This window comes from Streptomyces sp. RGM 3693, from assembly GCF_050471125.1.
Classification (GTDB): Bacteria; Actinomycetota; Actinomycetes; order Streptomycetales; family Streptomycetaceae; genus Streptomyces.
Genome location: NZ_JBMPPQ010000001.1, coordinates 387,103 through 411,220, shown reverse-complemented (window position 1 = coordinate 411,220; position 24,118 = coordinate 387,103). Strand labels below are relative to the sequence as shown.

Annotated in this window: 15 protein-coding genes and 1 pseudogene; 4 read left to right on the top strand and 12 right to left on the bottom strand. The window is 74.9% G+C overall.

Annotated elements, in window-relative coordinates:
- Positions 1 to 3 precede the first annotated feature (3 nt).
- The 4 genes from ACO0M4_RS01875 to ACO0M4_RS01860 all read right to left on the bottom strand — a co-directional run bounded on the left by ACO0M4_RS01875 (position 4) and on the right by ACO0M4_RS01860 (position 9,809).
- The gene (locus ACO0M4_RS01875) at positions 4 to 1,404 is read right to left on the bottom strand and encodes a dipeptidase (protein WP_430367755.1); all 1,401 of its coding nucleotides are present in this window, start codon (positions 1,402 to 1,404) and stop codon (positions 4 to 6) included.
- A gap of 10 nt (positions 1,405 to 1,414) precedes the next feature.
- On the bottom strand, positions 1,415 to 5,245 hold the full coding sequence (locus tag ACO0M4_RS01870) for a UvrD-helicase domain-containing protein (RefSeq protein WP_430371183.1): 3,831 nt from the start codon (positions 5,243 to 5,245) through the stop codon (positions 1,415 to 1,417).
- Positions 5,246 to 5,340: 95 nt separating this feature from the next.
- Positions 5,341 to 9,087, bottom strand: a complete 3,747-nt coding sequence (locus tag ACO0M4_RS01865; RefSeq protein WP_430367754.1) for an ATP-dependent helicase — start codon at positions 9,085 to 9,087, stop codon at positions 5,341 to 5,343.
- Positions 9,088 to 9,347: 260 nt separating this feature from the next.
- Positions 9,348 to 9,809 carry an MGMT family protein gene (locus ACO0M4_RS01860; protein WP_430367753.1) on the bottom strand — a complete coding sequence of 154 codons (462 nt, stop codon included), beginning with the start codon at positions 9,807 to 9,809 and terminating at the stop codon, positions 9,348 to 9,350.
- A 187-nt stretch (positions 9,810 to 9,996) separates the two neighbouring features.
- On the opposite strand from ACO0M4_RS01860, the gene ACO0M4_RS01855 reads away from it, so the two are divergent.
- Positions 9,997 to 12,993, top strand: a complete 2,997-nt coding sequence (locus tag ACO0M4_RS01855) for a lysylphosphatidylglycerol synthase domain-containing protein (RefSeq protein ID WP_430367752.1) — start codon at positions 9,997 to 9,999, stop codon at positions 12,991 to 12,993.
- 170 nt (positions 12,994 to 13,163) lie between these two features.
- Here the strand turns inward: ACO0M4_RS01855 and moeZ are convergent, their stop codons facing one another.
- The 8 genes and pseudogenes from moeZ to ACO0M4_RS01815 form a co-directional block, all read right to left on the bottom strand.
- A complete protein-coding gene (moeZ, locus tag ACO0M4_RS01850) occupies positions 13,164 to 14,342 on the bottom strand; it encodes an adenylyltransferase/sulfurtransferase MoeZ (protein ID WP_430367751.1) in 1,179 nt (392 codons plus the stop codon).
- 432 nt (positions 14,343 to 14,774) lie between these two features.
- Positions 14,775 to 15,734: an NAD-dependent epimerase/dehydratase family protein gene (locus tag ACO0M4_RS01845; RefSeq protein ID WP_390024920.1), complete on the bottom strand. Its 960-nt coding sequence runs from the start codon at positions 15,732 to 15,734 to the stop codon at positions 14,775 to 14,777.
- A 250-nt stretch (positions 15,735 to 15,984) separates the two neighbouring features.
- Complete coding sequence (locus tag ACO0M4_RS01840) at positions 15,985 to 17,232, bottom strand: hypothetical protein (protein ID WP_430367750.1); 1,248 nt, start codon at positions 17,230 to 17,232, stop codon at positions 15,985 to 15,987.
- Positions 17,229 to 17,459: a hypothetical protein gene (locus tag ACO0M4_RS01835; RefSeq protein ID WP_430367749.1), complete on the bottom strand. Its 231-nt coding sequence runs from the start codon at positions 17,457 to 17,459 to the stop codon at positions 17,229 to 17,231. Before ACO0M4_RS01835 ends, ACO0M4_RS01840 begins: the two co-directional genes overlap by 4 nt.
- Positions 17,460 to 17,476: 17 nt before the next feature.
- Complete coding sequence (locus ACO0M4_RS01830) at positions 17,477 to 19,219, bottom strand: DUF3492 domain-containing protein (protein ID WP_430367748.1); 1,743 nt, start codon at positions 19,217 to 19,219, stop codon at positions 17,477 to 17,479.
- 198 nt (positions 19,220 to 19,417) lie between these two features.
- Positions 19,418 to 19,759 (bottom strand): annotated as a pseudogene (locus ACO0M4_RS01825) (ABC transporter ATP-binding protein); the annotation flags it as partial.
- Between the two features lie 81 nt (positions 19,760 to 19,840).
- Positions 19,841 to 21,274, bottom strand: coding sequence for a DUF3152 domain-containing protein (locus tag ACO0M4_RS01820; RefSeq protein ID WP_430367747.1), 1,434 nt, complete (start codon positions 21,272 to 21,274; stop codon positions 19,841 to 19,843).
- 8 nt (positions 21,275 to 21,282) lie between these two features.
- Complete coding sequence (locus ACO0M4_RS01815) at positions 21,283 to 22,335, bottom strand: alpha/beta fold hydrolase (RefSeq protein WP_430367746.1); 1,053 nt, start codon at positions 22,333 to 22,335, stop codon at positions 21,283 to 21,285.
- A gap of 149 nt (positions 22,336 to 22,484) precedes the next feature.
- On the opposite strand from ACO0M4_RS01815, the gene ACO0M4_RS01810 reads away from it, so the two are divergent.
- The 3 genes from ACO0M4_RS01810 to ACO0M4_RS01800 all read left to right on the top strand — a co-directional run bounded on the left by ACO0M4_RS01810 (position 22,485) and on the right by ACO0M4_RS01800 (position 23,869).
- Positions 22,485 to 22,709 carry a hypothetical protein gene (locus ACO0M4_RS01810; RefSeq protein WP_430367745.1) on the top strand — a complete coding sequence of 75 codons (225 nt, stop codon included), beginning with the start codon at positions 22,485 to 22,487 and terminating at the stop codon, positions 22,707 to 22,709.
- A 148-nt stretch (positions 22,710 to 22,857) separates the two neighbouring features.
- Positions 22,858 to 23,499, top strand: a complete 642-nt coding sequence (locus tag ACO0M4_RS01805; RefSeq protein WP_430367744.1) for a TetR/AcrR family transcriptional regulator — start codon at positions 22,858 to 22,860, stop codon at positions 23,497 to 23,499.
- Positions 23,500 to 23,641: 142 nt separating this feature from the next.
- Positions 23,642 to 23,869 (top strand): DUF3107 domain-containing protein, encoded by a 228-nt coding sequence (locus ACO0M4_RS01800; protein ID WP_390024946.1) that lies wholly within the window; start codon positions 23,642 to 23,644, stop codon positions 23,867 to 23,869.
- The last annotated feature ends 249 nt before the right edge of the window (positions 23,870 to 24,118 follow it).

The window sequence follows — 24,118 nt, the reverse complement described above, 5'->3', positions numbered from 1 at the left end:
GGATCAGGCCGGGCGCCAGGCGTCCGCCAGGTCGCCCCAGAGGTAGGCGGCGGTCTCGACGCCCTTCATCAGCAGGTCGAGTTCGACCTTCTCGTTCGGCGCGTGCCAGCCGTCGGAGGGCACCGAGATGCCCAGGAAGAGGACCGGGACGCCGAGGACGTCCTGGAGGTCGGCCGCCGGACCCGAACCACCCTCGCGGGTGAAGCGGATCTCCGTCTCGAAGGCCCGGCTCATGGCGCGGGCTACGGACTGGAGCGCGGGGTGGTCGAGCGGGGTGAGGCAGGGGCGGGTGGCGCCCCACCAGGTGATCTCGTGGCGGATACCGGCCGGGAGCTGGGCGGCGACCCAGGCCCGGACCGCCTGCTGGACGGCCTCGGCGTCCTGGCCGGCGACCAGCCGGAAGGAGAGCTTCAGCTGGGCGGCGGCCGGGACGATGGTCTTGCCGCCAGGGCCTTGGTAGCCGCCGCCGATGCCGTTGACCTCGGCGGTGGGGCGGGCCCAGATGCGCTCCAGGGTGGTGGCGTCCCGCTCGCCGAGGGTGGCGTGCGAGTGCGCGGTGCGCAGCCAGCGCTCCTCGTCGAAGGGCAGCTGGGCGAAGAGCTCCCGCTCGCGGTCGGTGAGTTCGACCACGCCGTCGTAGAAACCGGGGATCGCGACCCGGCGGTCGGCGTCGTGTAGCGCGGCGGCGAGTCGGGCCGCCTCGGTGGCCGGGTTGGGCACCGCGCCGCCGAACGAGCCGGAGTGGATGTCCTGGTCGGGACCGTACAGATCGATCTGACAGTCCGTCAGCCCACGCATGCCGGTGCAGACGGTGGGAGTGTCCTCGGCCCACATGCCGGTGTCGGAGACGACCACCGCATCGCAGGCCAGGCGGTCCGCACGCGCCGTGATCAGGGCCGGGAAGTTCGGGGAGCCGGACTCCTCCTCGCCCTCGATGAGCAGCTTGAGGTTGACGGCGGGGGCGGTGCGGCCGGTCGCGGCGAGGTGGGCGCGGACGCCCAGGGTGTGGAAGAAGACCTGGCCCTTGTCGTCGGCAGCGCCGCGCGCATAGAGCCGGCCGTCGACGGTCACCGGCTCGAACGGGTCGGTGTGCCAGCCGTCCTCGCGGGCGGCGGGCTGGACGTCGTGGTGGCCGTAGACGAGCACCGTCGGGGCGGTCGGGTCCCCGGAGGGCCACTCGGCGAACACCGCGGGCAGCCCCTCGGTCTCCCACACCTCGGTCACCGGGAAGCCGGTCTCCGCGAGCTTGGCGGCGAGCCAGTCGGCGCTGCGGCGCACGTCGGCGGCGCGGCCGGGATCGGCCGAGACGGAGGGGATGCGCAGCCACTCGGCGAGGTCGTCGAGGAAGGCGTCGCGGTGGCCGGTGAGATACGCGCGGACGGCGTTGTCCGGGGTGGTGCTCATACGCCCGAGCCTATCGGCCTTCTGGGGGATACCGGCCGGGGGTCTCGCCCAGCAGGATCCGTTCGAGTCCGGCCCGGCCCGGCAGGCGGGCGGGTCTGACCACTTCTCCGGTGCGGACGAAGAGGAACGCGGCGCCGACCTCGGAGGGCGCCAGGCCGTACCGCTCGGCCCAGGCCAGGCGGTAGACGGCCAACTGGAGGGGGTCCGCGCCGCCGGCACCAAAGGGGAGGTTCCGGCCGGTCTTCCAGTCGACGATCTCGAAGCGGTCTCCGTCCGGGCCGGGCTCCTTGTAGACCGCGTCGATGCGGCCACGGACCACCCGCCCGGCGAGCGTCATCCGGAACGGGACCTCCACCCGGAACGGGGTCCGGTGCGCGTACGGGGTCCGGGCGAACGCCTCCTTCAGGGCCGCCAGGTCCTGCTCGTCGGCGATCTCCGCGGCCTCGCCGGGCTCGGCGCCGGGCAGCTCCTCCGGGCCGAGCAGCGGCAGCGGCAGCTCCTCGAAACGGGACTGGACCCAGGCGTGGAAGCGGGTGCCGCGGCGGGCCGCGGGCTGCGGCGGACGCGGCATCGGACGGGCCAGCTCGCGGGCGAAGCCGTCCGGGTCGGCGGCGACCTGGAGCAGCTGGGTGGCGGTCAGCGAAGCCGGCAGCGGGACGTCGCGGACCCGGGCGCGGGAGCTGCGCAGCTCGGTGGCGAGCGCCTCCAGATCGCGGTCCCAGGACGCCACGGTGCGGCGCTCCTCGGGGATCAGCGCCGGGGACTGCCGGCCCGCGGGGCCTTCGGGGCCGGGGCCGCCGGTGAGGGTGGCCGGGTCGGGCTCGGCGGAGCGCTGCGCGATGAGACGGGGGCGCGGGGCCGGGGCGCCGGCGTCGGCTCCGGATCCAGCTCCGGCCCCGGCCTGGGATGCGGTGGCGTCCCCGGCCGCGGGCTCGTGGAACAGGGCATGATCGTCAAACGGGACGTGATCATCGGGCGCCTCGTCATACACGTCGCGGTACGCGTCGTCGTACGGGGCGTCCTCGTACGGGGCATCGCCATACGGGGCGTCGCCATACGGGGCGTCCTCGTACGGCGGGTACGCCGCGTCCTCGTAGGTCGCCGCCCATTCCTCGTCGTCCGGTGGGGGCGGCCACTCCGGGTCGTACGCGGGGGCCTGGGCCGGCGCCGCGGAGTCCGGGGCGGTGTCCGGCGCGTAGCGGGTGAGGTGGTCGAGGACGGTGGTGGCGGCCGCGCGGCGGCGGGCCGTGGCCGTCGGGTCCAGCGGCAGCGGCCAGGGCCGGTCGGCGGCGGCCTCGGCGAGGGCCGGGTTCTCGGCGTCCTCCTCCGGCGGGTCGGCCCAGACCTCGATCTCGCCGTGGCCGGCCTCGCAGTGCTCGCGCAGCGCCGTGAGGAAGGCGGACGGACCACGGGGACGCTTCTGGCTGGGGCCCCACCAGTGGCCGGAGCCGAGGAGGAGGGAGCGGGGGCGGGTGAAGGTGACGTAGCCCAGGCGGAGCTCCTCGGTCTCCTGGTGGTGCCGCATCGCCTCCTTGAAGTCCTTGACGCCGCGGGCGGTCCACTCCGCCACGTCGGGCAGGGTCGCGGCGTCGCCGCGGAGGGCGTGCGGCAGGACCTTGGCGCGGCTGATCCAGGACTCGCGGGCCTGCTCGCTGGGGAACTGCTTGGTCACCAGGCCGGGCACCGCGACCACGTCCCACTCCAGGCCCTTGGACTTGTGGGCGGTGAGCACCTTGACGGTGTTCTCGCCGCCGGGGAGCGAGCTGTCCAGGCCCTTCTCGTACTGGACGGCGGTGCGCAGGAAGCCGAGGAAGGCCAGCAGGGTCGCCTCGCCGTCGAGGGCGGCGCCGCCCTCCTTGGCGGCGAAACCGGCGGCGATGTCGAGGAAGGTGCCCAGGGTCTCCCGGCGGCGGGCGGCGAGGGCGTGCGGCGAGGCGGACAGCTCGACCTCCAGGCCGGTGACGGCGAGGATCCGGTGGAGCACATCCATCAACGGGTCGGCGAGCGAGCGCCGCAGATCGCGGAGTTCGGCGGCCAGGCGGGCGAAGCGGACCGTGGCCTCCGGGGAGAACGGCAGGCCGTCGTCGAGCCCGCCGGACTCCAGGAAGGTGTCCAGCGCGTCCGCGAGCGAGACCGTCTCGGCCGGGTCGACGCCCTCGACGGCCGCGGCGAGACGCTGCTCGGGGTCGTCGGCGGGGGAACCGTGGGAGGAGGGGTGGGCCAGGACGCGGGCCCGGCGGCCCAGCAGGGCCAGGTCGCGGGGGCCGATCCGCCAACGGGGGCCGATCAGCAGGCGGACCAGGGAGGCGTTGGCCGTCGGGTCCTGGAGGACCTCGCAGACCGCGACCAGGTCGGCGATCTCGGGGAGGTGGAGCAGCCCGGAGAGGCCGACGACCTCCACCGGGACGTCCCGGGCGACCAACTCGCCCTGGATACCGGCGAAGTCGGCGGCGGTGCGGCACAGCACCGCGATCCCGCCGGGCGGGGTGCCGGTGCGGACCAGGTGGGCGAGGGAGTCGGCGAGCCAGGTCAGCTCTTCGCCGTGGGTGGGCAGCAGGGCGCAGCGGACCACGCCGTCCTGTTCGGCGCCGGGGGCCGGACGCAGCGCTTCCACGCCGGCGTGCATCGCGCGCAGCGGGGCGGCGAGGCGGTTGGCGAGGTCCAGGAGGCGGCCGCCGCTGCGGCGGTTCTCGCTGAGGGCGAAGCGGCGGGCCGGGGTGCCGTCGGCGAACGGGAAGTGGGCGGGGAAGTCGTCGAGGTTGGCGACGGAGGCGCCGCGCCAGCCGTAGATCGCCTGGCAGGGGTCGCCGACGGCGGTGACCGCATGCCCGGTGGCGGTCCCCGGGCCCGTCCCGGTGGCGGTCCCATTGGCGGTCCCGTTGGCGGTCCCGTTGGCGGTCCCGGTGCCGGCGCCGAAGAGGCCGGAGAGCAGCAGCCGCTGGGCGACGGAGGTGTCCTGGTACTCGTCGAGGAGGACGACCCGGAACTCGTCGCGGAGCAGCGCGCCGACCTCCGGGCGGGTGGTGGCCAGGGTGGCCGCGAGGGCGATCTGGTCGCCGAAGTCCAGCAGATCGCGGCGGCGCTTCTCGCGGCGGTAGGCGCCGACCAGGTCGAGGAGCTCCAGCCGGCCGCGGGCGGCCTCGGGGACCTTGCGCAGATCGGCGTTGCTGAGCTTGGCGCCCTCCAGGACGGCGAGCAGGGCGGTGTCGTGGGCGAGCAGGGCGGCCGGCTCCACCAGGTGCTCGGCCAGCTCGCCGTCGAGGGCGAGGAGGTCCTCCACCAGGGTGGGCAACGAGGTGGTGAGCGACGGGTACGGACCGGGGGCGGCGCGCAGGGTGCGGGCGGCGAGCTGGAAGCGGGTGGCGTCGGCGAGCAGCCGGGCGCTGGGCTCCAGGCCGATGCGCAGGCCGTGGTCCTTGAGGAGCTGGCCGGCGAAGGCGTGGTAGGTGGAGATCCGCGGCTCCCCGGAGGGCGTCTCGGCGCCCGGGGCGCCCTCGGCGGGGCCGTGCGCAGCGCTTCCGGCCGGGGCGGTGGCCGGGTGAGGGGCGGGCGCTTCGGGGTCGGTGACGCCGGCCGCCAGGAGGGCCGCGCGGACGCGCTCGGCCAGCTCCCCCGCCGCCTTGTTGGTGAACGTCAGCCCGAGGACCTGCTCGGGGGCGACCTGGCCGGTGCCGACCAGCCACACCACCCGCGCGGCCATCACCGTGGTCTTGCCCGAACCGGCTCCGGCCACGATGACCTGCGGCGCGGGCGGGGCCGTGATGCACGCCGTCTGCTCCGGGGTGAACGGGATGCCGAGCAGCTCCTTGAGCTGCTCGGGGTCGGTGAGGCGGGCTGACACGGTTGACACATCGGACACCGTAACGGCCGCCACCGACAATCCCGCCCCGACCGGTGTCCGTGCAGGTCAGCGCGGTGCACGGAGTGCCGGTCGGCTTACTCCACGATCTGCCGGCCCTCCGGCAGCGCGCTGCACGAGGCCCGGAAGGCACAGTGCGTGCAGTGCGCGCCGGTGGTGGGCGTGAAGCGCTCCTCCAGGACGCGGCCGGCGGCGGTGGCGAGCAGATCGCCGACCCAGTCGCCCTCCAGCGGTGGCTGCGCCTGGACGGCGGGCAGCGCGTCGCCGCCCTCCTTGCGGGGTGCGCCCAGCCGGAGGTGGACGAGTTCGGCGCCGCCCGGTTCCGGCCGGCTCCCGTCGAAGGCGTCGTCGAGGGCGCCCTCGCGGACCGCGAGCTGGTAGACGGCTAGCTGCGGGTGGCGGGCGACCTCGGGGCCGGTCGGCTTCTGCTTGCCGGTCTTGAAGTCGACGACGTAGGCGCGGCCCTGGGCGTCCCGCGCGACGTGGTCCATGCTGCCGCGGATGCGGACCTCGTAGGCGCCGGCGTCGAGGGTGACGTCGAAGCCGTGCTCGGTGGCGACGGTGTCCCGGCCGAGGGTCTCGCGCTCCATGACGTGCCAGCGCAGGAAGCGCTCCAGGGCGGCGCGGGCGCTGTCCTTCTCCTGGCGGGACTTCCAGGGGGCGTCGAAGGCGAGCGCGTCCCATACCGAGTCCAGCCGCGCCATCAGGACGGACAGGTCGGCTGGGGTGCGGCCGGAGGCGACCTCGTCGGCGAGCACGTGGACGACGTTGCCGAAGCCCTGGGCGGCGGTGGCCGGGGCGTCGGCCTTCACCTCGCGCCCCAGGAACCACTGGAGGGCGCAGGTGTTCGCCAGTTGGTCGAGGGCGCTGCCGGAGAGCACCACGGGCCGGTCGCGGTCGCGCAACGGGACGGTGTTGTGGGTGGGCTCGTACAGGCCCCACCAGCTGTCCGGGTGCGCGGACGGCACCAGCGGGTACCCGTCGTCGTCGCGCAGCGCGGCCAGCCTGGCCAGCCGCTGGGCGGCGGCCTCGCGCAGCGCCGGCCCGGCCTCCGGGTCGACGGTGGTGGCGCGCAGCTCGGCGACGAGGGCGGCCACCGTCAACGGGCGACGGGGGCGCCCGGGGACGTCCTGGGGGGTGACGCCCAACTCGCTCAGGAACCGGGACGGTTGGTCGCCGTCCTCGGCCGCGGCCTTCACGGCGGTGACCACCAGGCGCTCCCGGGCCCGGGTCGCGGCCACGTAGAACAGCCGGCGCTCCTCGGCCAGCAAGGCACCCGGTGTGAGCGGTTCGGCCAGACCGTCCCGGCCGATCCGGTCCGCCTCCAGGAGCGAGCCGCGCCGGCGCAGGTCGGGCCAGAGGCCCTCCTGGACCCCGGCGACCACCACGAACCGCCATTCCAGGCCCTTGGCGCGGTGCGCGGTCATCAGGCGTACGGCGTCGGGGCGGACCGTACGGCGGGTGAGGGTGTCCGCGGCGATGTCCTGGGCGTCCAGCTCCTCCAGGAAGTTCCGGGCGCCGCGGCCGCCGGTGCGTTCCTCGGCGCGGGCCGCGGTCTCGAACAGGGCGACCACCGCGTCCAGGTCCCGGTCGGCGTTGCGGCCGGCGGCCCCGCCGCGCCGGGCGGCCCGCTCCAGCCGCCCCGGCCACGGGGTGCCGTCCCACAGCTCCCACAGCGCTTCCTCGGCCGTTCCGCCGCCGGCGAGGAGTTCCCGGGCCTTGCGCAGCAGCAGGCCGAGCCGCTGGGCGCCGCGGGCGTAGCCGGGGTCGTGCGCCACCAGGCGCTCGGGCTCGGCCAGCGCGCGGGCGATCAGCTCGTCGGACGGGGGCGGCAGCGGCTGGCCGGCCGCCCGCTCCTCCTCGCGGAGCGCCCGGCCCAGCCGCCGCAGATCGGCGGCGTCCATGCCGCCCAGGGGGGAGGTCAGCAGGTCGATGGCGGTCTCGGGGTCGATCCAGAGGACGGTCGTACGGTCCGGCGCGTCGTCGAGGGGTGCCGGTGCAGGAGCGTCGTCATGGGACGCGGAGGCATCGTCATGGGACGCGGAGGCATCGTCATGGGACGCGGAGGCATCGTCATGGGCTACGGAAGCGTCGTCCTGGGCTACGAACGCGGCCGTTCCGTCCGGAGCTGCGTCGGGGGCATCGGGGGTCTCGGGCGCATCGGGGGAATCGGGGGAATCGGCGGTCTCGGGGAAATCAGTGTTCTCACCAGCCTCGGCGACCTCGGCGACCTCTCCGACCTCTCCGACCTCTCCGACCTCTCCGACCTCTCCGACCTCTCCAGACTCAGTGACCTCGGTGACCTCGGTGACGGCAACCGCACCGCTGCGGCCGTCGGTGGCGGGCCCGGCCGGTGCCGGTGCCCCCGCGGCCACCCGCAGGGCGGTCAGCAGCGGGCCGACCGCCGGTTCGTGGCGGAGCGGCAGGTCGTCGCCGTCGATGTCGAGCGGGACCCCGGCGGCGGTGAGCGCACGGCGCACGGCGGGGATCGAACGCCCCCCGGCGCGTACCAGTACGGCCATCTCACGCCAGGGCACCCCCTCCTCCAGGTGGGCACGGCGCAGCAGGTCGGCGATGTTGTCCAGCTCGGCGCCGGAGGTCGGGTACGTGTACGCCTCGGCCCGGCCGCCGTCCCGTACGGGCGCCGGTTCGCGGTGGGCGCGGACGGCGTCGGCCGGGAGGCGGGTGAGCGGCATCCGGCGGGTGATCAGGCGGGTGGCGGCCAGCAGGGCGGCGCCGGAGCGGCGCGAGGTGCGCAGGACGGCCACCGGGGCGGGGGTGCCGTCGGCACGCCGGAAGGTCTCGGGGAAGTCGAGGATGCCGTTGACGTCGGCGCCCCGGAAGGCGTAGATCGACTGGTCGGGGTCGCCGAAGGCGAGCAGCGTGCGGCCCGGGGAGCCGGCTGCGGCCGGCGCGCCCTGATGGCCGGCGAGCGCCTGCAGCAGCCTTACCTGGGCAGCGTCGGTGTCCTGGTACTCGTCGACGTAGACCGCGTCGTAGGCGCCGGCCAGTTGGGCGGCGCCCTCCGGGCCCTCGGCCAGCAGCACCGCGCGGTGCACCAGCTCGGCGTAGTCCAGCACCCCTTGGGCGTCTAGGACGTCGAGGTACTCGGCGAGGAAGGCGGCCGCGGCCCGCCAGTCGGGGCGCCCGGTGCGGCGGGCGAAGGCGCCCAGCGCGTCCGGGCCCAGGCCCAGCTCGCGGCTGCGGGCCAGCACCGCACGGACCTCGTCGGCGAACCCACGGGTGGTCAGGCAGGCCCGCAGCTCGTCCGGCCAGCTCACCCGGGCCCGGCCGGCGCCGGCCAGCTCCGCCTGGCCTTCCAGCAGCTCGCGGACGACCAGGTCCTGTTCGGGGCCGGACAGCAGCCGCAGCGGGTCGGCGAAGAGGTCGGCGTCCTGGTGGGCGCGGACCAGGGCGTAGCAGAAGGAGTGGAAGGTGGTGGCCTGGGGGACGCCCGGCCGGTGCCCTCCTGGATGCCCCGCCGGCGGTCCGTCCGGGTCGGCCAGGCGGGCGGCCAGCCGGTCGCGCAGGGCGACCGCGGCCTTCCGGCTGAAGGTCAGGACGAGGATCCGCTCGGGGTCTCCCCCCTCCCTGATGCGGCGCACCACGGATTCCACCAGGGTCGTGGTCTTGCCCGTCCCCGGGCCGGCGAGGACCAGCAGCGGCCCGTTCCGGTGCGCCACCACCGTGCGCTGGGCGGCGTCCAGGACGGGTGGCGCGGTCCGCTCCGGCGGGGTGCGCACCAGCCGGTACGCGCCGGGGGCGCTCCGCCGCGCCGCCTCGCGGGGCTGCGCCGGCGGAACGGCCGGAAGGGAGGAACTCACGTGGATCGCCGGTCCTGGGAGGGAGGTGCTGGTCGTGGTGCGGAGGGTGCCGGACGGTGCCGGCAGTGCCACCGGCCGTCCGGGCCGTCGTCGGTGCCCGCGGCGGGCCGCGTCCGGAACGGCAGTCTTCGACCGTACCGGGTCGAGCGGCCAACCCTAGGTCCTGTCCGGCCCTGTCCGGCCCTGATCGGCCGGGCGGGCCCTTGGGGCCGGTCCGGTGGATCACGCCGCGGACCCGGCCCTGATCGGCCGGACCGGCCCTAGGCCCCGCCGCCGCCGTCCCACCGCGCCCGGCGCATATCGATCCGCGGTATGTGGCCCTCGGACGCCGCCGAGGCTCCCTTCAGGGGCGTGCCCTCGTCCCGGTAGTGGGCCAGGGCGCGCAGTTCGTTCCCGGGGAGCAGGGCGCCGTCCGCGCGCACCACCCGCCACCAGGGCACCGCGCCGCCGTAGAGGGCCATCACCCGCCCCACCTGCCGGGGGCCACCCGGCGCCGGCCCGTGCGGGTGCTCCTCGTCCTTGAGCCACTCGGCGACGTCGCCGTACGTCATGACCTTGCCGGGTGGGATCAGCTCGGCGACGCCGAGGACCCGCTCCGCGTAGTCGGGCAGCTCGACGACGGCGTCCGGTGCGTCGTCCGGCGCGGCCCGGTCACCGGTGGCGTCGGCGCCGTCCGAGCTGTCCGTGCTGTCCGTGCTGTCCGTGGGTCCGGTCCCCTTCATTCAGCCCATCCTGCCGCACAGCACCGACAATGGGCTTGGACGTCCGGTCCCCCGCCGGCCGGGAAAGGCCCGGAACGCGGCGGAGACCTTGTGCGGTGGCTGTGGTTCCACTTCCTGTGGCCCCCAAATGCACCCTGATGCCTCCCCGGATCGGACGGCCGTGCCACCATCTTCCGGACGGTGACTGGTGATACGAGATCAAGAAGAGACGGCCGAGCAGCAGGGTGCGGCGCCTCCCCGGGAGGCGGGCGCCCCTGACGTGCTGGTCACCGGCACCACCCCGGAACCGACCGCAGGGACCGCGCAGCCGCGGGCGGCCGAAGAGGGGAAGCATCAACGGGAGCCGACCACGGCCCCCGCTACCGAAAAGGCGAGCACGATCGAGAAGGCCGAACGACCCCAGGCGTCCGCGAGGCCGGGACGGCCCGCGGCGCCCGAGCCACCCGAGCGGCACCAGCCCGTCCGGCGGACGAAGGAGAGCGACCAGGGCGAGGGGCAGCCGGACGAACGGCTGGAGCACCACAAGACCGCCGACGACGCGCCCCGCACGGGCACGCACCGCCCCGAGGACGGCTCCCTGGGCAGCGGCGAGTTCCACGTCGACCGGCTCGCGGTCGACGAGCCGCTGCTGCCCGCGCGGGTGCACCGCCCCGCCGACCTGCTGCGGCTGCTGCTCGGCATCGCCGGGATCGCGCTGGTGCTGGCGCTGGCGACCTTCGCGCACGGCACCACCCAGGGCCTGAAGAACGACATCGGGCAGGGCGCCGGGGCGGCCCCGCCGCTGCTGATCAACCTGGCGGGGCTGGCGTCCAGCGTCCTGGTGCTGATCGTGCCGGTGGCGTTCGCCGTGGAACGCCTGGTCAAGCGGGACGGGTTGCGGATCGCGGACGGCGTGCTGGCCGCCGTACTGGCGCACGGGGTGTCACTCGCCACCGACCTGTGGGTGGCCGAGGCCGCCCCCGCCTCGATCCGCAGCGCGCTCACCCAGCCGCTGGCCAACGGGGCACTCTCCGCGCCGGTGCACAGCTACCTGGCCCCGGTGATCGCCTACATGACGGCGGTGGGGATGTCCCGGCGCCCCCGCTGGCGGGTGGCGATGTGGTGCGTCCTGCTGCTGGACGCCTTCGCGGTGCTGATCGGGCGGTACACCACCCCGTTCGCGATCGTGGTGACCGTGCTGATCGGCTGGACCGTCGCCTTCGGCACCCTCTACGCCGTCGGCTCGCCCAACGTCCGCCCCACCGGCCAGAACCTCCTCGCGGGGCTGCGCCGGGTCGGCTTCCGGCCGGTCAGCGCGATGCGCGCGGAGGACGTCGCCAACCCGGACCACCCCGAGCACGCCGACCGGGGCCGCCGCTACCTCGTCAGCCTGGAGGACGGCCCGCCGATCGACGTCACCGTCGTCGACCGCGAGCAGCAGGCGCAGGGTTTCTTCTACCGGGTGTGGCGACGGCTGTCGCTGCGCGGGATCAACCAGCGCCGCAGCCTCCAGTCCCTGCGCCAGGCCCTGGAGCAGGAGGCGCTGCTGGCGTACGCGGCGATCGCGGCCGGGGCCAATGCGCCCAAGCTGATCGCCACCTCCGAACTGGGCCCGGACGCCGTGATGCTGGTCTACGAGCACATCGGCGGCCGCAGCTTCGACGCACTGGCCGACGAGGAGATCACCGACGAGCTGATGCACAGCGCCTGGCGGCAGGTGGCCGCGCTGCAATCGCGGCGGATCGCGCACCGGCGGCTGGTCGGGGACGCCCTGCTGGTGGATCGTTCCGGCAACATCGTGCTGACCGATCTGCGGGGCGGCGAGATCGCCGCCGGCGACGTGGTGCTGCGGATGGACATCGCCCAGCTGCTGGCCACCTGCGGACTGCGGGTCGGCGCCGAACGGGCGGTCGCCGCGGCCGTCGAGGTGCTCGGCCCGGACGCGGTCGCCGACAGCCTGCCGCTGCTCCAGCCGATCGCGCTCAGCCGCACCACCCGGGCCACCCTGCGCCAGCTGGCCCGGGAGCGGTCCAAGCGGGAGCGGGAGGCGGTACTGGCCGCCTCGCAGGCCGCGAAGGAGGCGCGGGAGGCCCGGGACTCCCACGGCCCCCAGGACCGCAAGGCGCAACGGGCGCTGCGGAACGCGGAGAAGACCGCCGAGAAGCGGGCCCTGGAAGAGGCGTCGGAGGAGGCCCTGGAGGAGGATCTGCTCGCCCAGATCCGCCGGCAGGTCCTGCTGATCCGGCCGACCGCGGTGATCGAGCCGGCGAAGCTGGAGCGGCTGAGCCCGCGCATCCTGATCAGCTGGATCGCCGGTGCGTTCGCGGCGTACGTGCTGCTGTCACAGCTCACCAACTTCAACCTCGGCGATGTGATCAACCAGGCCCGGTGGGTGTGGGTGCTGGTGGCGGCGTTCTTCTCGGCGCTGACGTACGTCGCGGCGGCGATGAGCCTGCTGGGGTTCGTCACCGAGAAGGTCTCGTTCGTACGGACGCTGCTCGCGCAGGTCGCGGGCGACTTCGTGAAGCTGGTGGCGCCCACGGCGATCGGTGGGGTGGCGCTGAACACCCGCTTCCTCCAGCGGGCCGGGGTGCGGCCCGGCCTGGCGGTGGCGAGCGTCGGCGCGTCCCAGCTGTTCGGGCTGGGCAGCCACATCGTGCTGCTGCTGGCGTTCGGCTATCTGACCGGCACCGAGCACGCGCCGCAGATCTCGCCGTCCCGGACGGTCATCGCCGGTCTGCTGACGGTGGCGGTGCTGGTCCTGGTCGTCACGGCGGTCCCGGTGCTGCGCAAGTTCGTGGCGACCCGGCTGCGGTCGCTGTTCGCCGGGGTGGTGCCGCGGATGCTGGACATCCTCCAGCGGCCGCGGAAGCTGGTCACCGGCATCGGCGGGATGCTGCTGCTGACGGTGGCGAACGTGATGTGCCTGGACGCCTCGATCCGGGCGTTCGGCGGCGCCGACCAGATCAGCTACGCCGGTATCGCGGTGGCCTTCCTGGCGGGTAACGCGCTGGGCTCGGCGGCACCGACACCGGGCGGGGTGGGCGCCGTGGAAGCCGCGCTGATCGGTGCGCTGACCTTCGGCGGGCTGCCGGCCGAGACGGCACTCCCGGCGGTGCTGCTCTTCCGGCTGATGGTCTTCTGGCTGCCGGTGCTGCCGGGCTGGCTGGCCTTCACCTTCCTCAGCCGCAAGGGCGAGATCTGAGGCGACCCGCACCGGCATGCGCCAAGACACCCACGCCGGTACGCACGAAGACACGCACGCGCCGGCACGCACGAAGGCACACGCGCCGACACGCACGAAGGCGCCGGTCCGTATCGCACGGACCGGCGCCTTTACGCGTCACGGGGCGGAGCAGCCGCCCCGTGGAGGGGTCAGTAGACGGGCTTCTCCGGCTCGACGGTGTTGACCCAGCCGATGACGCCGCCGCCGACGTGCACCGCGTCGGCGAAGCCCGCGGACTTCAGGACCGCGAGGACCTCGGCGGAGCGGACGCCGGTCTTGCAGTGCAGGACGATCTTCTTGTCCTGGGGGAGGTCCTGGAGGGCGGTGCCCATCAGGAACTCGTTCTTCGGGATCAGTCGGGCGCCGGGGATCGAGACGATCTCGTACTCGTTGGGCTCCCGGACGTCGATGATGTCGATCTTCTCGTCGGCGTCGATCCACTCCTTGAGCTGCCGCGGAGTGATCGTCGAACCGGCCGCCGCCTCCTGGGCCTCCTCGGAGACCACACCGCAGAACGCCTCGTAGTCGATCAGCTCGGTGACGGTCGGGTTCTCGCCGCAGACCGCGCAGTTGGGGTCCTTGCGGACCTTGACCTGACGGTACGTCATCTCCAGCGCGTCGTAGATCATCAGGCGGCCGACCAGTGGGTCACCGATGCCGGCGAGCAGCTTGATGGCCTCGTTGACCTGGATCGAGCCGATGGAGGCGCAGAGCACGCCGAGCACGCCGCCCTCGGCGCAGGACGGCACCATGCCGGGCGGCGGGGGCTCCGGGTACAGGCAGCGGTAGCAGGGGCCGTGCTCGCTCCAGAACACCGACGCCTGGCCGTCGAAGCGGTAGATGGAACCCCAGACGTACGGCTTGTTCAGCAGCACGCAGGCGTCGTTGACCAGATAGCGGGTGGCGAAGTTGTCCGTGCCGTCGACGATCAGGTCGTACTGGGCGAAGAGCTCCATGACATTGGTGGAGTCCAGGCGCTCTTCGTGGAGGTTGACCGTGACGTACGGGTTGATGCCGACCACCGTGTCCTTGGCGGAGGCGGCCTTGGAACGGCCGATGTCCGCCTGGCTGTGGATGATCTGGCGCTGCAAGTTCGACTCGTCGACCTCGTCGAACTCGACGATGCCCAGGGTGCCGACGCCGGCCGCGGCCAGGTACATCAGCGCGGGCGAACCCAGGCCGCCGGCGCCGACACACAGCACCTTGGCGTTCTTCAGCCGCTTCTGCCCGTCCATCCCGACATCGGGGATGATCAGGTGGCGGGAGTACCTGCGGACCTCGTCGACGGTGAGCTCAGGAGCGGGCTCGACCAGGGGTGGCAGCGACACGGGGACTCCGTTGGTCGGTCTCGATGGGCTTCCCCCGCCCCGGCCGGAGCCGGGAACGGTGGAGGTGGTTCTTCCCGTAACACTGCCACGCCCTTCTTCATTCCGAGACACCTGGTCCGATGCGCGAGACGAATCCGTCCCAGTAGCCGGGCAGCGACTCCCGGGCGTCACCGCCGGCCGCGGTCGTCCTGTCGGCTCGGCGCGCGATGACGTCCGCCCCATGGGCCGGCGGTCCAGCCAGAAGCCGTCGACCTCCTACCGTTCCGGCCCGTGGTGGGCGGCGGAGCCCTGCCCGACTAAGAGGCCGTCGAGGGGGCGGGCACCCCGCCCCCTGTCCAGGTGTCCCAACAGGCGGACATCCATCTCACAGATCCGTGCGGCGACCGGGAGGCCGGGACGGGTCGGGCCGGGCCCCGCTGTCCGGAGGAGTGCTCAGATACGACATGCGGCCTCCATCCAGATGTCGGCGAGGGACTCCTCCAGGACGATCCGCGGGCGCCAACCGAGCCGGTCGCGGGCGGTGCGCACATCGGCCTGCTGCCAGGTGCCGCAGCCGTCCGGATACGGGTAGGCGGTGAGCGGCGCGCCGGCCGCGTGCCCCTCGGCGGCCGGGGCCGGGATCACCAACCGGGCCGGCGGCGAGTCGAGTTCGTGCAGCGAGCCGCCGAACCCGGCGACCCGGGCGAGCACCGCGGCGGCCTCCCGCAGCCGCACCGCGCGCCCGGTCCCGATGTTGACCACGCCCTGCGCGGCGGAGAGCGAGGCGGCGTGCACCGCCCGGGCCACGTCCCGGACGTCGACGAAGTCCCGCTGCACGCCCAGGCCGCCCAGCTTGAGCTCACTGTCCCCGGACTGCATGGCGCGCCGCATCGCCTCGGCGAGCCGACCCAGCGGCGACCCGGCCGGGGTACCCGGGCCGACCGGCGAGAAGACCCGCAGCACCACGGCGTCGAGCCCGGAGCCCAGCACCAGTTCGGTGGCGGCCAGCTTGCTGACCCCGTACGGGCCGCCGGGGCGCGGCACCGCGTCCTCGGCGGTGGACGAGCCGGGCTGCGAGGGCCCGTACTCGGAGGCGCATCCCAGGTGGACCAGGCGGGCGCCGCAGCCGCTGCGGCGCAGCGACTCGCAGATGGTGGCGACCGCGACGGTGTTGTGCCGGGTCAGCTCCCGGGCGCCACCACGCGTGGTGCCGGCGCAGTTCACGACCACGCCGGGGTGCACCGCGTCGAGGAAACGGGTGAGCGCCCCGGGGCTGCCGGTGGCGAGGTCGAAGCGGACGTCGGCGTCGTCTCCCCGGCCGAGGGCGGTGAGCTGGACGGCGGGGTCGGCGAGCAGGCGGTCGGCGACATAGCGGCCGAGGTACCCGTTGGCGCCGATGAGCAGCACCCTCATCGTGCGGCCCCCCTGCGCGCGTGCCGTGTGGTCGGGTGGACGTTCATGTGTCGGCTCCTCATGCGGATCGAGGGAAGCGGGCCAATGCCTCCGGCTCCGGCCGCGGATTCGGCGTCCGCCCCTGAGGGCGGGGGCCCGGTGGGGAATGGGGTCCTCGGCGCGGTGGCCGGGGCGGGCGGGGCGACGGCATCAGGGCGCCGCGCCGCGGGGAATGCGGGGTTCGGGGGCCCGTACGGGCCGGTGGGGCAGCTCATGACCGGCGGGCCTCCACCAGGTCGGTGGTGGGGGTACCCCCGTGCCGGTCCGGCGTGGCGGCGGGCGGGTGCGCGCAGGCGCCGGTGAGCGCCCGCAGGCCGTGGACGAAGAGGCCCAGCGCGGCGAGGGTGCCGGCGACGGCGGGGACCGCGGCCGGCCCGGCGGCGCGGACCAGGGCCTCCACCGGGGCGCCGAGCGGCGCCAGACGGGGGAGCCGGGCGGCCAGGACGAGGGCCAGGGCCGTCGCTTCCAGGGCGGCGGCGGTGCCGAGGCCGGCCGCGGCGGCCGTCGGGAAGCCGTGCACCGCGAGCAGTCGGGCGAGGAAGAGCAGCACCGTCAGCGCGCAGACCGCCGGGACGGCCGACCGGCCGCCGGGGCTCCCCGCACCGGCGAGGAGCAGGTGGGCGCCGAGCGTCAGCGCCACCGTGGCGACGAGGAAGAGCAGGGTGGCGCCGGCCAGCAACGGGCGTACACGGGAGGCGAGTTCGGCCAGCGCGCGACTGGTGGCCAGTCCGCGTCGGGCGCGGACCGCGAACCAGTGGGCGCACCCGGCGGCCGGGGCGAGCGCGCAGGCCAGCGCCACGGCGGCGGCGACGGCCGCCCGGGGGTGCGGGCCGGGCACGTCGGGTCCGCCGGAGCGCAGCTGCGCCAGCAGCCAGTCGCCGTAGACCGCGTATCCGACCGTCCAGGCGGCCCACAGCACCGCCGCCCGGGATCCGGGGCCGCGCCGCAGCCGTAGCGGTCCGTGCCGCAGCGCCAGCCGCAGTGCGAGGACGGTGAACAGCAGACCGGCCGCGTCAACTGCCGGCAGAAGAGGCACGGATGAGGGTTTGACGGAGGCGTGGGCGGCGACCGTGGCGAGGCCGATCGCGCCGGGCAGCAGTTGCACCGCGGCGCGGGCGACCCGGGAGGGGGGAGCGGGTGCGGGGACCGGCGGGGCCGGGTCCGGGTCCGACTCGTCCTCCGGCTCCCCCACGGCCCCCTGTTCCGGTTCGTCGGCGCGCGGGACGCGGGCGTAGAGCTCCTCGGCCAGCGAGAAGACGTCGCGGTGCCGGAAGCGGGCGGCGGCGCGGTCGGTGACCCCGTGCGCCTCCAGGCCGGCGGCGATCTCCAACGGGTCAACGGCCCGTGCACACAAGGTGCGGTGACGGTGCATCAGGATCTTGACGGGGTCGGCGGGGCCGTGTCGCGGGGCCGGCCGGGGGGCGGGCGGCGCCGCGGTGCCGCTCTCCGGGACGGTCATGCGCCGTCTCCTCTCCCCCGGTCCCGGTCCCGGGAACAGGGGTCGTCGGTGTGGACACCGCGGGCGGGCAGCCAGAGCCCGGCGCGCCGGCCACGCCCGGCGGGCGGCCGACCCCGCCTCCGGACGCCGACCCGACTCCCCTCGTGCGCCACGTCCGCCATCCCCGTCACCAGGGCCGTGCCCACCACGCCCACCGCGCAGAGCACGTCCAGTACGACTGTCACCACTGCCGTCTCCCTCACCCTCACCACCGCTGCCCGGCGGCCGGTTCGCCGGCCGCCCCGTACCGCGTGCGCCGGGCCCGTCCGCCCGCCCGGTCGGCCCGTGCCCAGGTCGGCGTGCGGGCGGCGCCGGTCGGCAACGACCCGCCGGGCACCCGGGACTCCGCGGGACGGGCGAAGGGTCGCGGGACGCCGTCCCCGGCCGTGGTGTCGCACCCGGCCGAACCGCCCGGGGCGTGCGCGATCAGCTCCAGATAGATGCCACGAAATGCCGCGATGTTCTGCTCGAAGGTGAAGAGTTCGAGGGCCCGGGCGCGGGCCGCGGCGCCCAGCCGGGCGCGCCGCTCCGGGTCGACGAGCAGTGCCCGGCAGGCGTCGGCCAGCGCGCGGGGGTTGCGCGGCGGGACCACCAGACCGGTGCCGCCGATCACCTCGCAGACCGCGCCGGTGTCGGTGGACACCGTGGCGCGGCCGCAGAACATCGCCTCCACCAGGGAGCGCGGGAACCCCTCGACGGCGCTGGAGAGCACCACCACCGTCGCCGAGGCGTAGGCGTCCGCCGGGGTGGGTGCGGTGGGACCGCCGAACTCCTCGAAGCTGACCGGGTTCTCCCCGGCGGACCGGGCGTCGGCGGCCTCGTCGGGGAAGAGTTGGGCGGCCAGCGCCCGGCACTGGGCGCGGTATCCGGCGGCCTCCGGGTCGGCGCCGAGGCCGCCGATGATCCTCAGGGTGGCGGCAGGGACGGCCTTACGGAGTTCGGCGAAGGCGTGCAGCAGTCCGATCAGGTCCTTGTCCGGGGCGATGGCGCCGGTCCACACCAGGGTCGCGGAATCGTCCGCTGCGGCGTCCGGGACCGCCGCGAAGGGGCCGGCGTCCCTGCCCGGGTAGACCGTGCGCAGCCGGGCCGGGTCCGCCCCGCAGCGCTCCTGCCAGCGGCGGGCCCGGGTGCCACCGGGGGTGATCAGCGCGGCCTGGGCGTAGGTCTCGGTGGCGAGGGCGCGCCGGAAGGCGGCGAGCAGCGCGCGGACCGGTGCGGTGCGCGGTGCGGCGGGGTGCGCGAGGTAGTGCTCGCGCAGCCGCACGCCGTGCTCGGTGACCAGGAGCGGGGTCTCGAAGAAGCGTTTGGCCAGCAGTCCCGGGAGCGCGGCGGCACCGGCCGAGGTGGCGTGGCAGAGGTCGACCCCGGCGAGTCCGGCGTCGCCGTACCAGTCCAGGGCGAGCGGGCGGAGCGCCGATTCCAGCTCAGCGGCGACCGCCAACAGGTCGGTGACCTGGGCACTTTGGAGGACGGGCGACGCACCGGGCCCGTGGCAGATGGCCTCCAGGACGCGGACGGCGCCCTCGGAGCGGAGCAGGGCGGGCAGCGCGGCACCGGCGCGGGCGAGGTCGGCGAGCCCGTAGAGGCCACTGGCGAAACGGTCCGCCTGGCGGTCCGCGGCACCGTCCGCGCCGGTGGCCCGCTCCCCCGCCGTCAGCACCGCGCAGGCCGCCACCAGGTCGCCGAAGTGCTCCGCGAAGCGGCGCCGGGCGCGGCGGCCGGCGGTCCGGCGGCGCGCCGGGACGTCGCCCCACAGCGGCGCCTGCCCCGTCAGCCGGGCGTTGGCCGGCAGTTCGACGGGGCCCTGGGCCTCCTGTCGAGGGTGCGTGGTCAGCGCGTAGAGCGCGAAGTCATGGCCGGCGAGCCCGCGGACGAGCCGCTCGCACCATCCGTGCGCCTCACCGGACGCATAGGGATAGCCACCCTCGGTGAGCAGTCCAATGCGCACGACGGCACCCCCGTCCTCCCATATCGGCGTCCTGGCGCGGCACGACCCCCGCCACCTGCAGGAAGAAGCTACGCAAAGGGGCCGGTGGCGCGATGGACGGTTGTCCATCGCGCCACCGGAAGGGGTGAACACGCGTGACTTTCCACCCCTCGGGGCGTTTCGCCGCGCTATGGGGGCGTTGGGTGGGGAGGACCGGCCCTAGGCGACCGCCCGCACCGTCCGCTTCCCGGCCGCGACCTGCGGAACCAGTACCGGGACGGCCGCCAGCAGCCCCTGGGTGCAGGGGTGTTGCGGGCTGCCGTACACCTGGCCGACTGGCCCCTCCTCGACGATCCGGCCGGCCCGCATCACCGCCACCCGGTCACCGGCCGCCCGGACCACCGCCAGGTCGCGGGCGATGAAGACCAGCGCGAGGCCCAACTCCCGTCGGAGTTCGGCGAGTAGGGCCATGATCTGCGCCTGGGTGGTGACGTCGAGCGCGGAGACCGGTGCGTCGCAGACCGGCAGCCGGGGCGTGGGTGCCAGGGCCCGGGCGATGCCTGACGACGAAGTGCCACACGCCTGACCGACGAGGCGCCTCACGCCTGGCCGACGAAGCGCTCCACGCCCGCCGGGTGCGGCTCACTGTCCGGTCGGGTACGGCCAGGAGTTGGGCCGGCAGGTCGCCCCGTCCGTGGTCAGGAACTTGGTCTGCTGCATCATCACCGGGGCGAGCGCGCCCGGCCGCGAGCAGACCTCGTGGTTGTGCCCGAGCCGGTGCCCGACCTCGTGATTGATCAGCATCTGCCGGTAGGCCAGCATCTTGTCCGGGCCGTAGGTCTTGGCGCCCTGCGCCCATCGGTAGGCGTTGATCATCACGCGCTGGGTGGCCGCCGAGTCGCAGGAAACGTTGTCCTCGGTGGTGTCCAGACCGGACTTGGCGCACCACTTCCCGGTCGTCCCGGGGCTCGCCAACGAGATCACGAAGTCCGCGTCGCCGGACCCCACCCGCTGGAAGGTCCGCTGTCCGCCGTGCGCCCAACTCCGGTCGTCGTTGAGGGTCTTGTGCACCGCCTCGGCGAACAGCTCGCCGTCCAGCGGCAGTCCCTCCTCGACGTCCACGCGGTAACGCAGCACCTTGCCGTGGCCGGGCGCCCTGGCGTCGCCGCCGACCGGCCGGAACCGGCCGCTGGCGGTCAACTTCGGGTCCAGCGGGAAGACCTGCGCCATCTGGGTGGCGTAGTCGGCGGGCTTGGCGTCCTGGCCGGCCCGCACCTCGGAGGGCGGCGCCTGGTCGGTGCCGCCGTCGGTCCGGTCGTCACCGCTGCGGGCCTGCGCCCCACCGTCGTCCCGGTGTTGGTCGGCGACCTGGCCCGCGATGACGACGGCGAGTGCGGTGGTCACCGCCGCGGCCGCCGCACCGGTGAACGTCCGCGCCTTGGTGCCCTTCCGGGCCACCCGCACCGCGTCCCCGGGGCCGGCGTCGCCCCCGGCCGCTTCCTCGCCCTCGACCGTGACCGCGTCGCCACCACCCCGACCAGCCGCCGGAACGGCGAACACCGCGCCGGACGTGCCGCCGGAAGCCCCGTCCAGGAAGGCCACGGCCCCCTCGCGAGGGAAGCCCGCCGGGAAGTCGGCGGGCTCGGGGCCCCGCGCGACCGGCCGGCCCGACCCGCCGAACGCCTCCAGATACTCCCGCCGCGGCCCCGGCCCACCACCCGGCGACACCACCGGCGCACCGCACCCGGGCGTACCGGCCGCGGGCGTGCCGAAGGGCGGCGTACCGGAACGGGGCCCGTCGGGCTCGGCGGCCCGCGGCCGGGGGATCCTGGGCGCGGGCGCAGCACCCGGTGCGTACGCGGTGGCGCCGTGGATGGTCGGCTCAGGGACCGCGCCCCAGCCTCCGCCCGGCTCGCGCTGCTCGGGATGGCCACCGCGGACCGTCCCGCAGCCCTCCGGCGGCCCGGTCACCCGGCGGCGGCGCCCCGTCCCCGGGGCGGGCGGCGTACCGCCGGCGGTCTCGGCTGCGTCACCGGACGGGCGTTGCCGCCCGCCCCGGCGGCTGTGTCGTCCCATGGGGCCCGTCAACTCCCGCCCACAGCAGGCTGCGCGGCATCGGACACGCGGGCGGAGCCGGTGTCCGCACCGGGGGCTCCGGACCGGTCCGCGGCGGAGTCGACCAGGTCGCGGACGGCCCGCGCCACCGCCTCGGGGTACTCCATCATCGCCACGTGTCCCGCCTCCGGAAGTGTCAGCAGCCGTGAGCCGCGGAACGCCGCGGCCGCCCGCCGCGCCATCCGGATGGAGACCAGGCGGTCGCGTCCACCGTAGACGAGGAGGGTGGGCGCCAGGACCCGTTCGGCCTGACGCCACAGACCGTGCTGGCCGCCGAGCGTGTAGGCGTTGACCACACCGCGCGCCGAACGCTCCATCACCTCCCAGAAATACGGGAGTTCGAGCCGTCGGGCGTACTCCTCGACCGCCGAGCCGAAGCCCTCGGGGGTGATCCGGGCCGGATCGCCGTAGCAGAGCGCCAGCACCTCGCGGGTGCGCTGCTCCGGCGTCCAGGCGCGGGTGAGCCGGCCGAACAGCCGGGCCACGCCGGGGACCGCGAGCAGCGCGGTGGGCACCGCCGTCCGCTGCGGCCGGAGTTCGGGCAGCGCGGGCGAGATCAGGGTGAGGGTGCGCACCAGATCGGGGCGCATCGCCGCGACCCGGGTCGTCGCCGCGCCGCCCATGGAGTTGCCGATGAGGTGGACGGGGCCGCGCTCGGCCGCGTCGAGGTGGCGGATGACCGCGCGGGCCTGTGCGGAGACCGAGTAGTTGCCGTCGTCCGGCGGCGGTGACTCGCCGAAGCCGGGGAGGTCGATCGCCTCGCCGGCCAGCCGGTCGGCGAGCAGCGGCATCAGGGCCGACCAGTTCCGGGACGAGCCGCCCAGGCCGTGGACGTAGAGGGCGGGTTCGCGGTCCCGGCCGGCGGTGTCGGCCGGCTCGCCCGGGGTCCGGACGGCCATCGTCAGCCGTGGCGGCGACGCCAGCGACACCCACTCGACCGCCTCGTCCGCGGCGCCGGGTCCGGCCGGCGGCACCGGGAAGGCGGCCGCTGTCGCGGTGTCCGGCGACTCGGTCGAAGACATGCTGTCGATGTTACGAGACGATCACGCCCCCGATTGTGTGTTCGCGGTCACACACCGCATCGCGCTGGCGCAACCGCTCTCCTAGGCTCGTAGCTAGGGCGGCCACCCGCGGACCAAGGCGCCCGCACGCACCGGACAAGGGAGCCACCATGCACGTCGACCCGACAGACCCTGACACCTTCGAGGACGCGGCGAACGGCCCGGCCCCCACCCAGATCGACGTGGAGGCGCCGGAGGCCGACGCCGCCGAGCAGCACGCCGAACTCGCACCGCAGCGCGACGAGACCGTGACCGGCAGCGAATTCTCCGCGAACGAGGCGGACCGCGCCGAACAGGCTCGGGTCGTCGAGCTCAACGAAGACGAATACCGATGACCTGGGGCGTTATGTCGGCTTCGGGGAGTGGAGCCGGGCAGAATTTCTCCCCCCGGACCGCACACAGCCCCGTTACCCAAAAGTACGATGACGGCCGCGGTGCACCACCTTGTACGGACCGCAATCGCAACGATTTCTGGGAGGCAGCGTGAGCGCCATCGAGCAGACCGAGGCGGCGCGCCCGCGGGGCACACGCCTGCCACGCCGAGCACGGCGGAACCAGCTCCTGGGCGCGGCCCAGGAAGTGTTCGTCGCGCAGGGCTACCACGCGGCCGCGATGGACGACATCGCCGAGCGGGCCGGCGTCAGCAAGCCGGTGCTCTACCAACACTTCCCCGGCAAGCTGGAGCTCTACCTGGCGCTGCTGGACCAGCACTGCGAGGCACTGCTGCACTCGGTGCGCACGGCCCTGGCGTCGACCAACGACAACAAGCAGCGCGTGGCCGCCACGATGGACGCCTACTTCGCGTACGTGGAGGACCCGGGCGGCGCGTTCCGGCTGGTCTTCGAGTCGGACCTGACCAACGAGCCGGCCGTGCGCGAGCGGGTGGACAAGGTGTCCCTGGAGTGCGCCGAGGCGATCAGCGCGGTGATCGCCGAGGACACCGGGCTGTCGCGGGACGAGTCGATGCTGCTGGCCGTGGGCCTGGGCGGGGTCTCCCAGGTCGTAGCGCGGTACTGGCTGTCCTCGGAGAGCCAGGTGCCGCGGGAAACCGCGGTGCAGCTGCTGACCTCGCTCGCCTGGAAGGGCATCGCAGGATTCCCGCTGCACGGCAGCGACACACACTGACCGTGTTCGCTGCTGGCGTGGCCGGCGACGTCCTGTCCGTCCCCGTACCGGGCTAATGTGTGCTGCGTACCGCGCGGCTGGCCGCGCACCCTCCCCCGGCTGACGCTCGGGGGACCCCCAGACCGTCGGAGGGACAGTAGCCGTGGAGGTCAAGATCGGCGTGCAGCACGCGCCGCGCGAGATCGTTCTGGAGAGCGGGCAGTCTGCCGAGGAGGTCGAGCGCGCGGTGAGCGACGCCCTGACCGGCAAGGCGGAGCTGCTGAGCCTGGTGGACGATCACGGTCGCCGGGTCTTCGTCGCGGCGGACCGGGTGGCCTACGTGGAGCTTGGCGAGCCGACCGCCCGCAAGGTCGGCTTCGGCGCGCCCTGAGCGGCGGCAGCACACCGGCGCTGAGGCGCCGTCACTGACACAGGGCGGCGGCCCGGAGAGCCTGAACTCTCCGGGCCGCCGCCCTGTGTCGTCCCCCTGTCCGGCGCGGCCCCGGAAACCGCCTGCCGAAATCCCTTGCCCGATGGCCGGACGGAGGCGCACGCTGACCGGACAAGCGGGCCCCCGCCGGAGGGTTGTTGCCGGCGGCCCCTGGGTACGACCGCCTACGACCGATTTGTTCGTCCGATC

Excerpts from the sequence above, each read along its gene's own strand:
- ACO0M4_RS01860 (WP_430367753.1), bottom strand. The coding sequence starts at position 9,809 with ATGAAGGGGACCGGACCCACGGACAGCACGGACAGCACGGACAGCTCG.
- ACO0M4_RS01840 (WP_430367750.1), bottom strand. The coding sequence starts at position 17,232 with ATGACCGTCCCGGAGAGCGGCACCGCGGCGCCGCCCGCCCCCCGGCCG.
- ACO0M4_RS01845 (WP_390024920.1), bottom strand. The coding sequence starts at position 15,734 with ATGAGGGTGCTGCTCATCGGCGCCAACGGGTACCTCGGCCGCTATGTC.
- ACO0M4_RS01810 (WP_430367745.1), top strand. The coding sequence starts at position 22,485 with ATGCACGTCGACCCGACAGACCCTGACACCTTCGAGGACGCGGCGAAC.
- ACO0M4_RS01815 (WP_430367746.1), bottom strand. The coding sequence starts at position 22,335 with ATGTCTTCGACCGAGTCGCCGGACACCGCGACAGCGGCCGCCTTCCCG.
- ACO0M4_RS01820 (WP_430367747.1), bottom strand. The coding sequence starts at position 21,274 with ATGGGACGACACAGCCGCCGGGGCGGGCGGCAACGCCCGTCCGGTGAC.
- ACO0M4_RS01875 (WP_430367755.1), bottom strand. The coding sequence starts at position 1,404 with ATGAGCACCACCCCGGACAACGCCGTCCGCGCGTATCTCACCGGCCAC.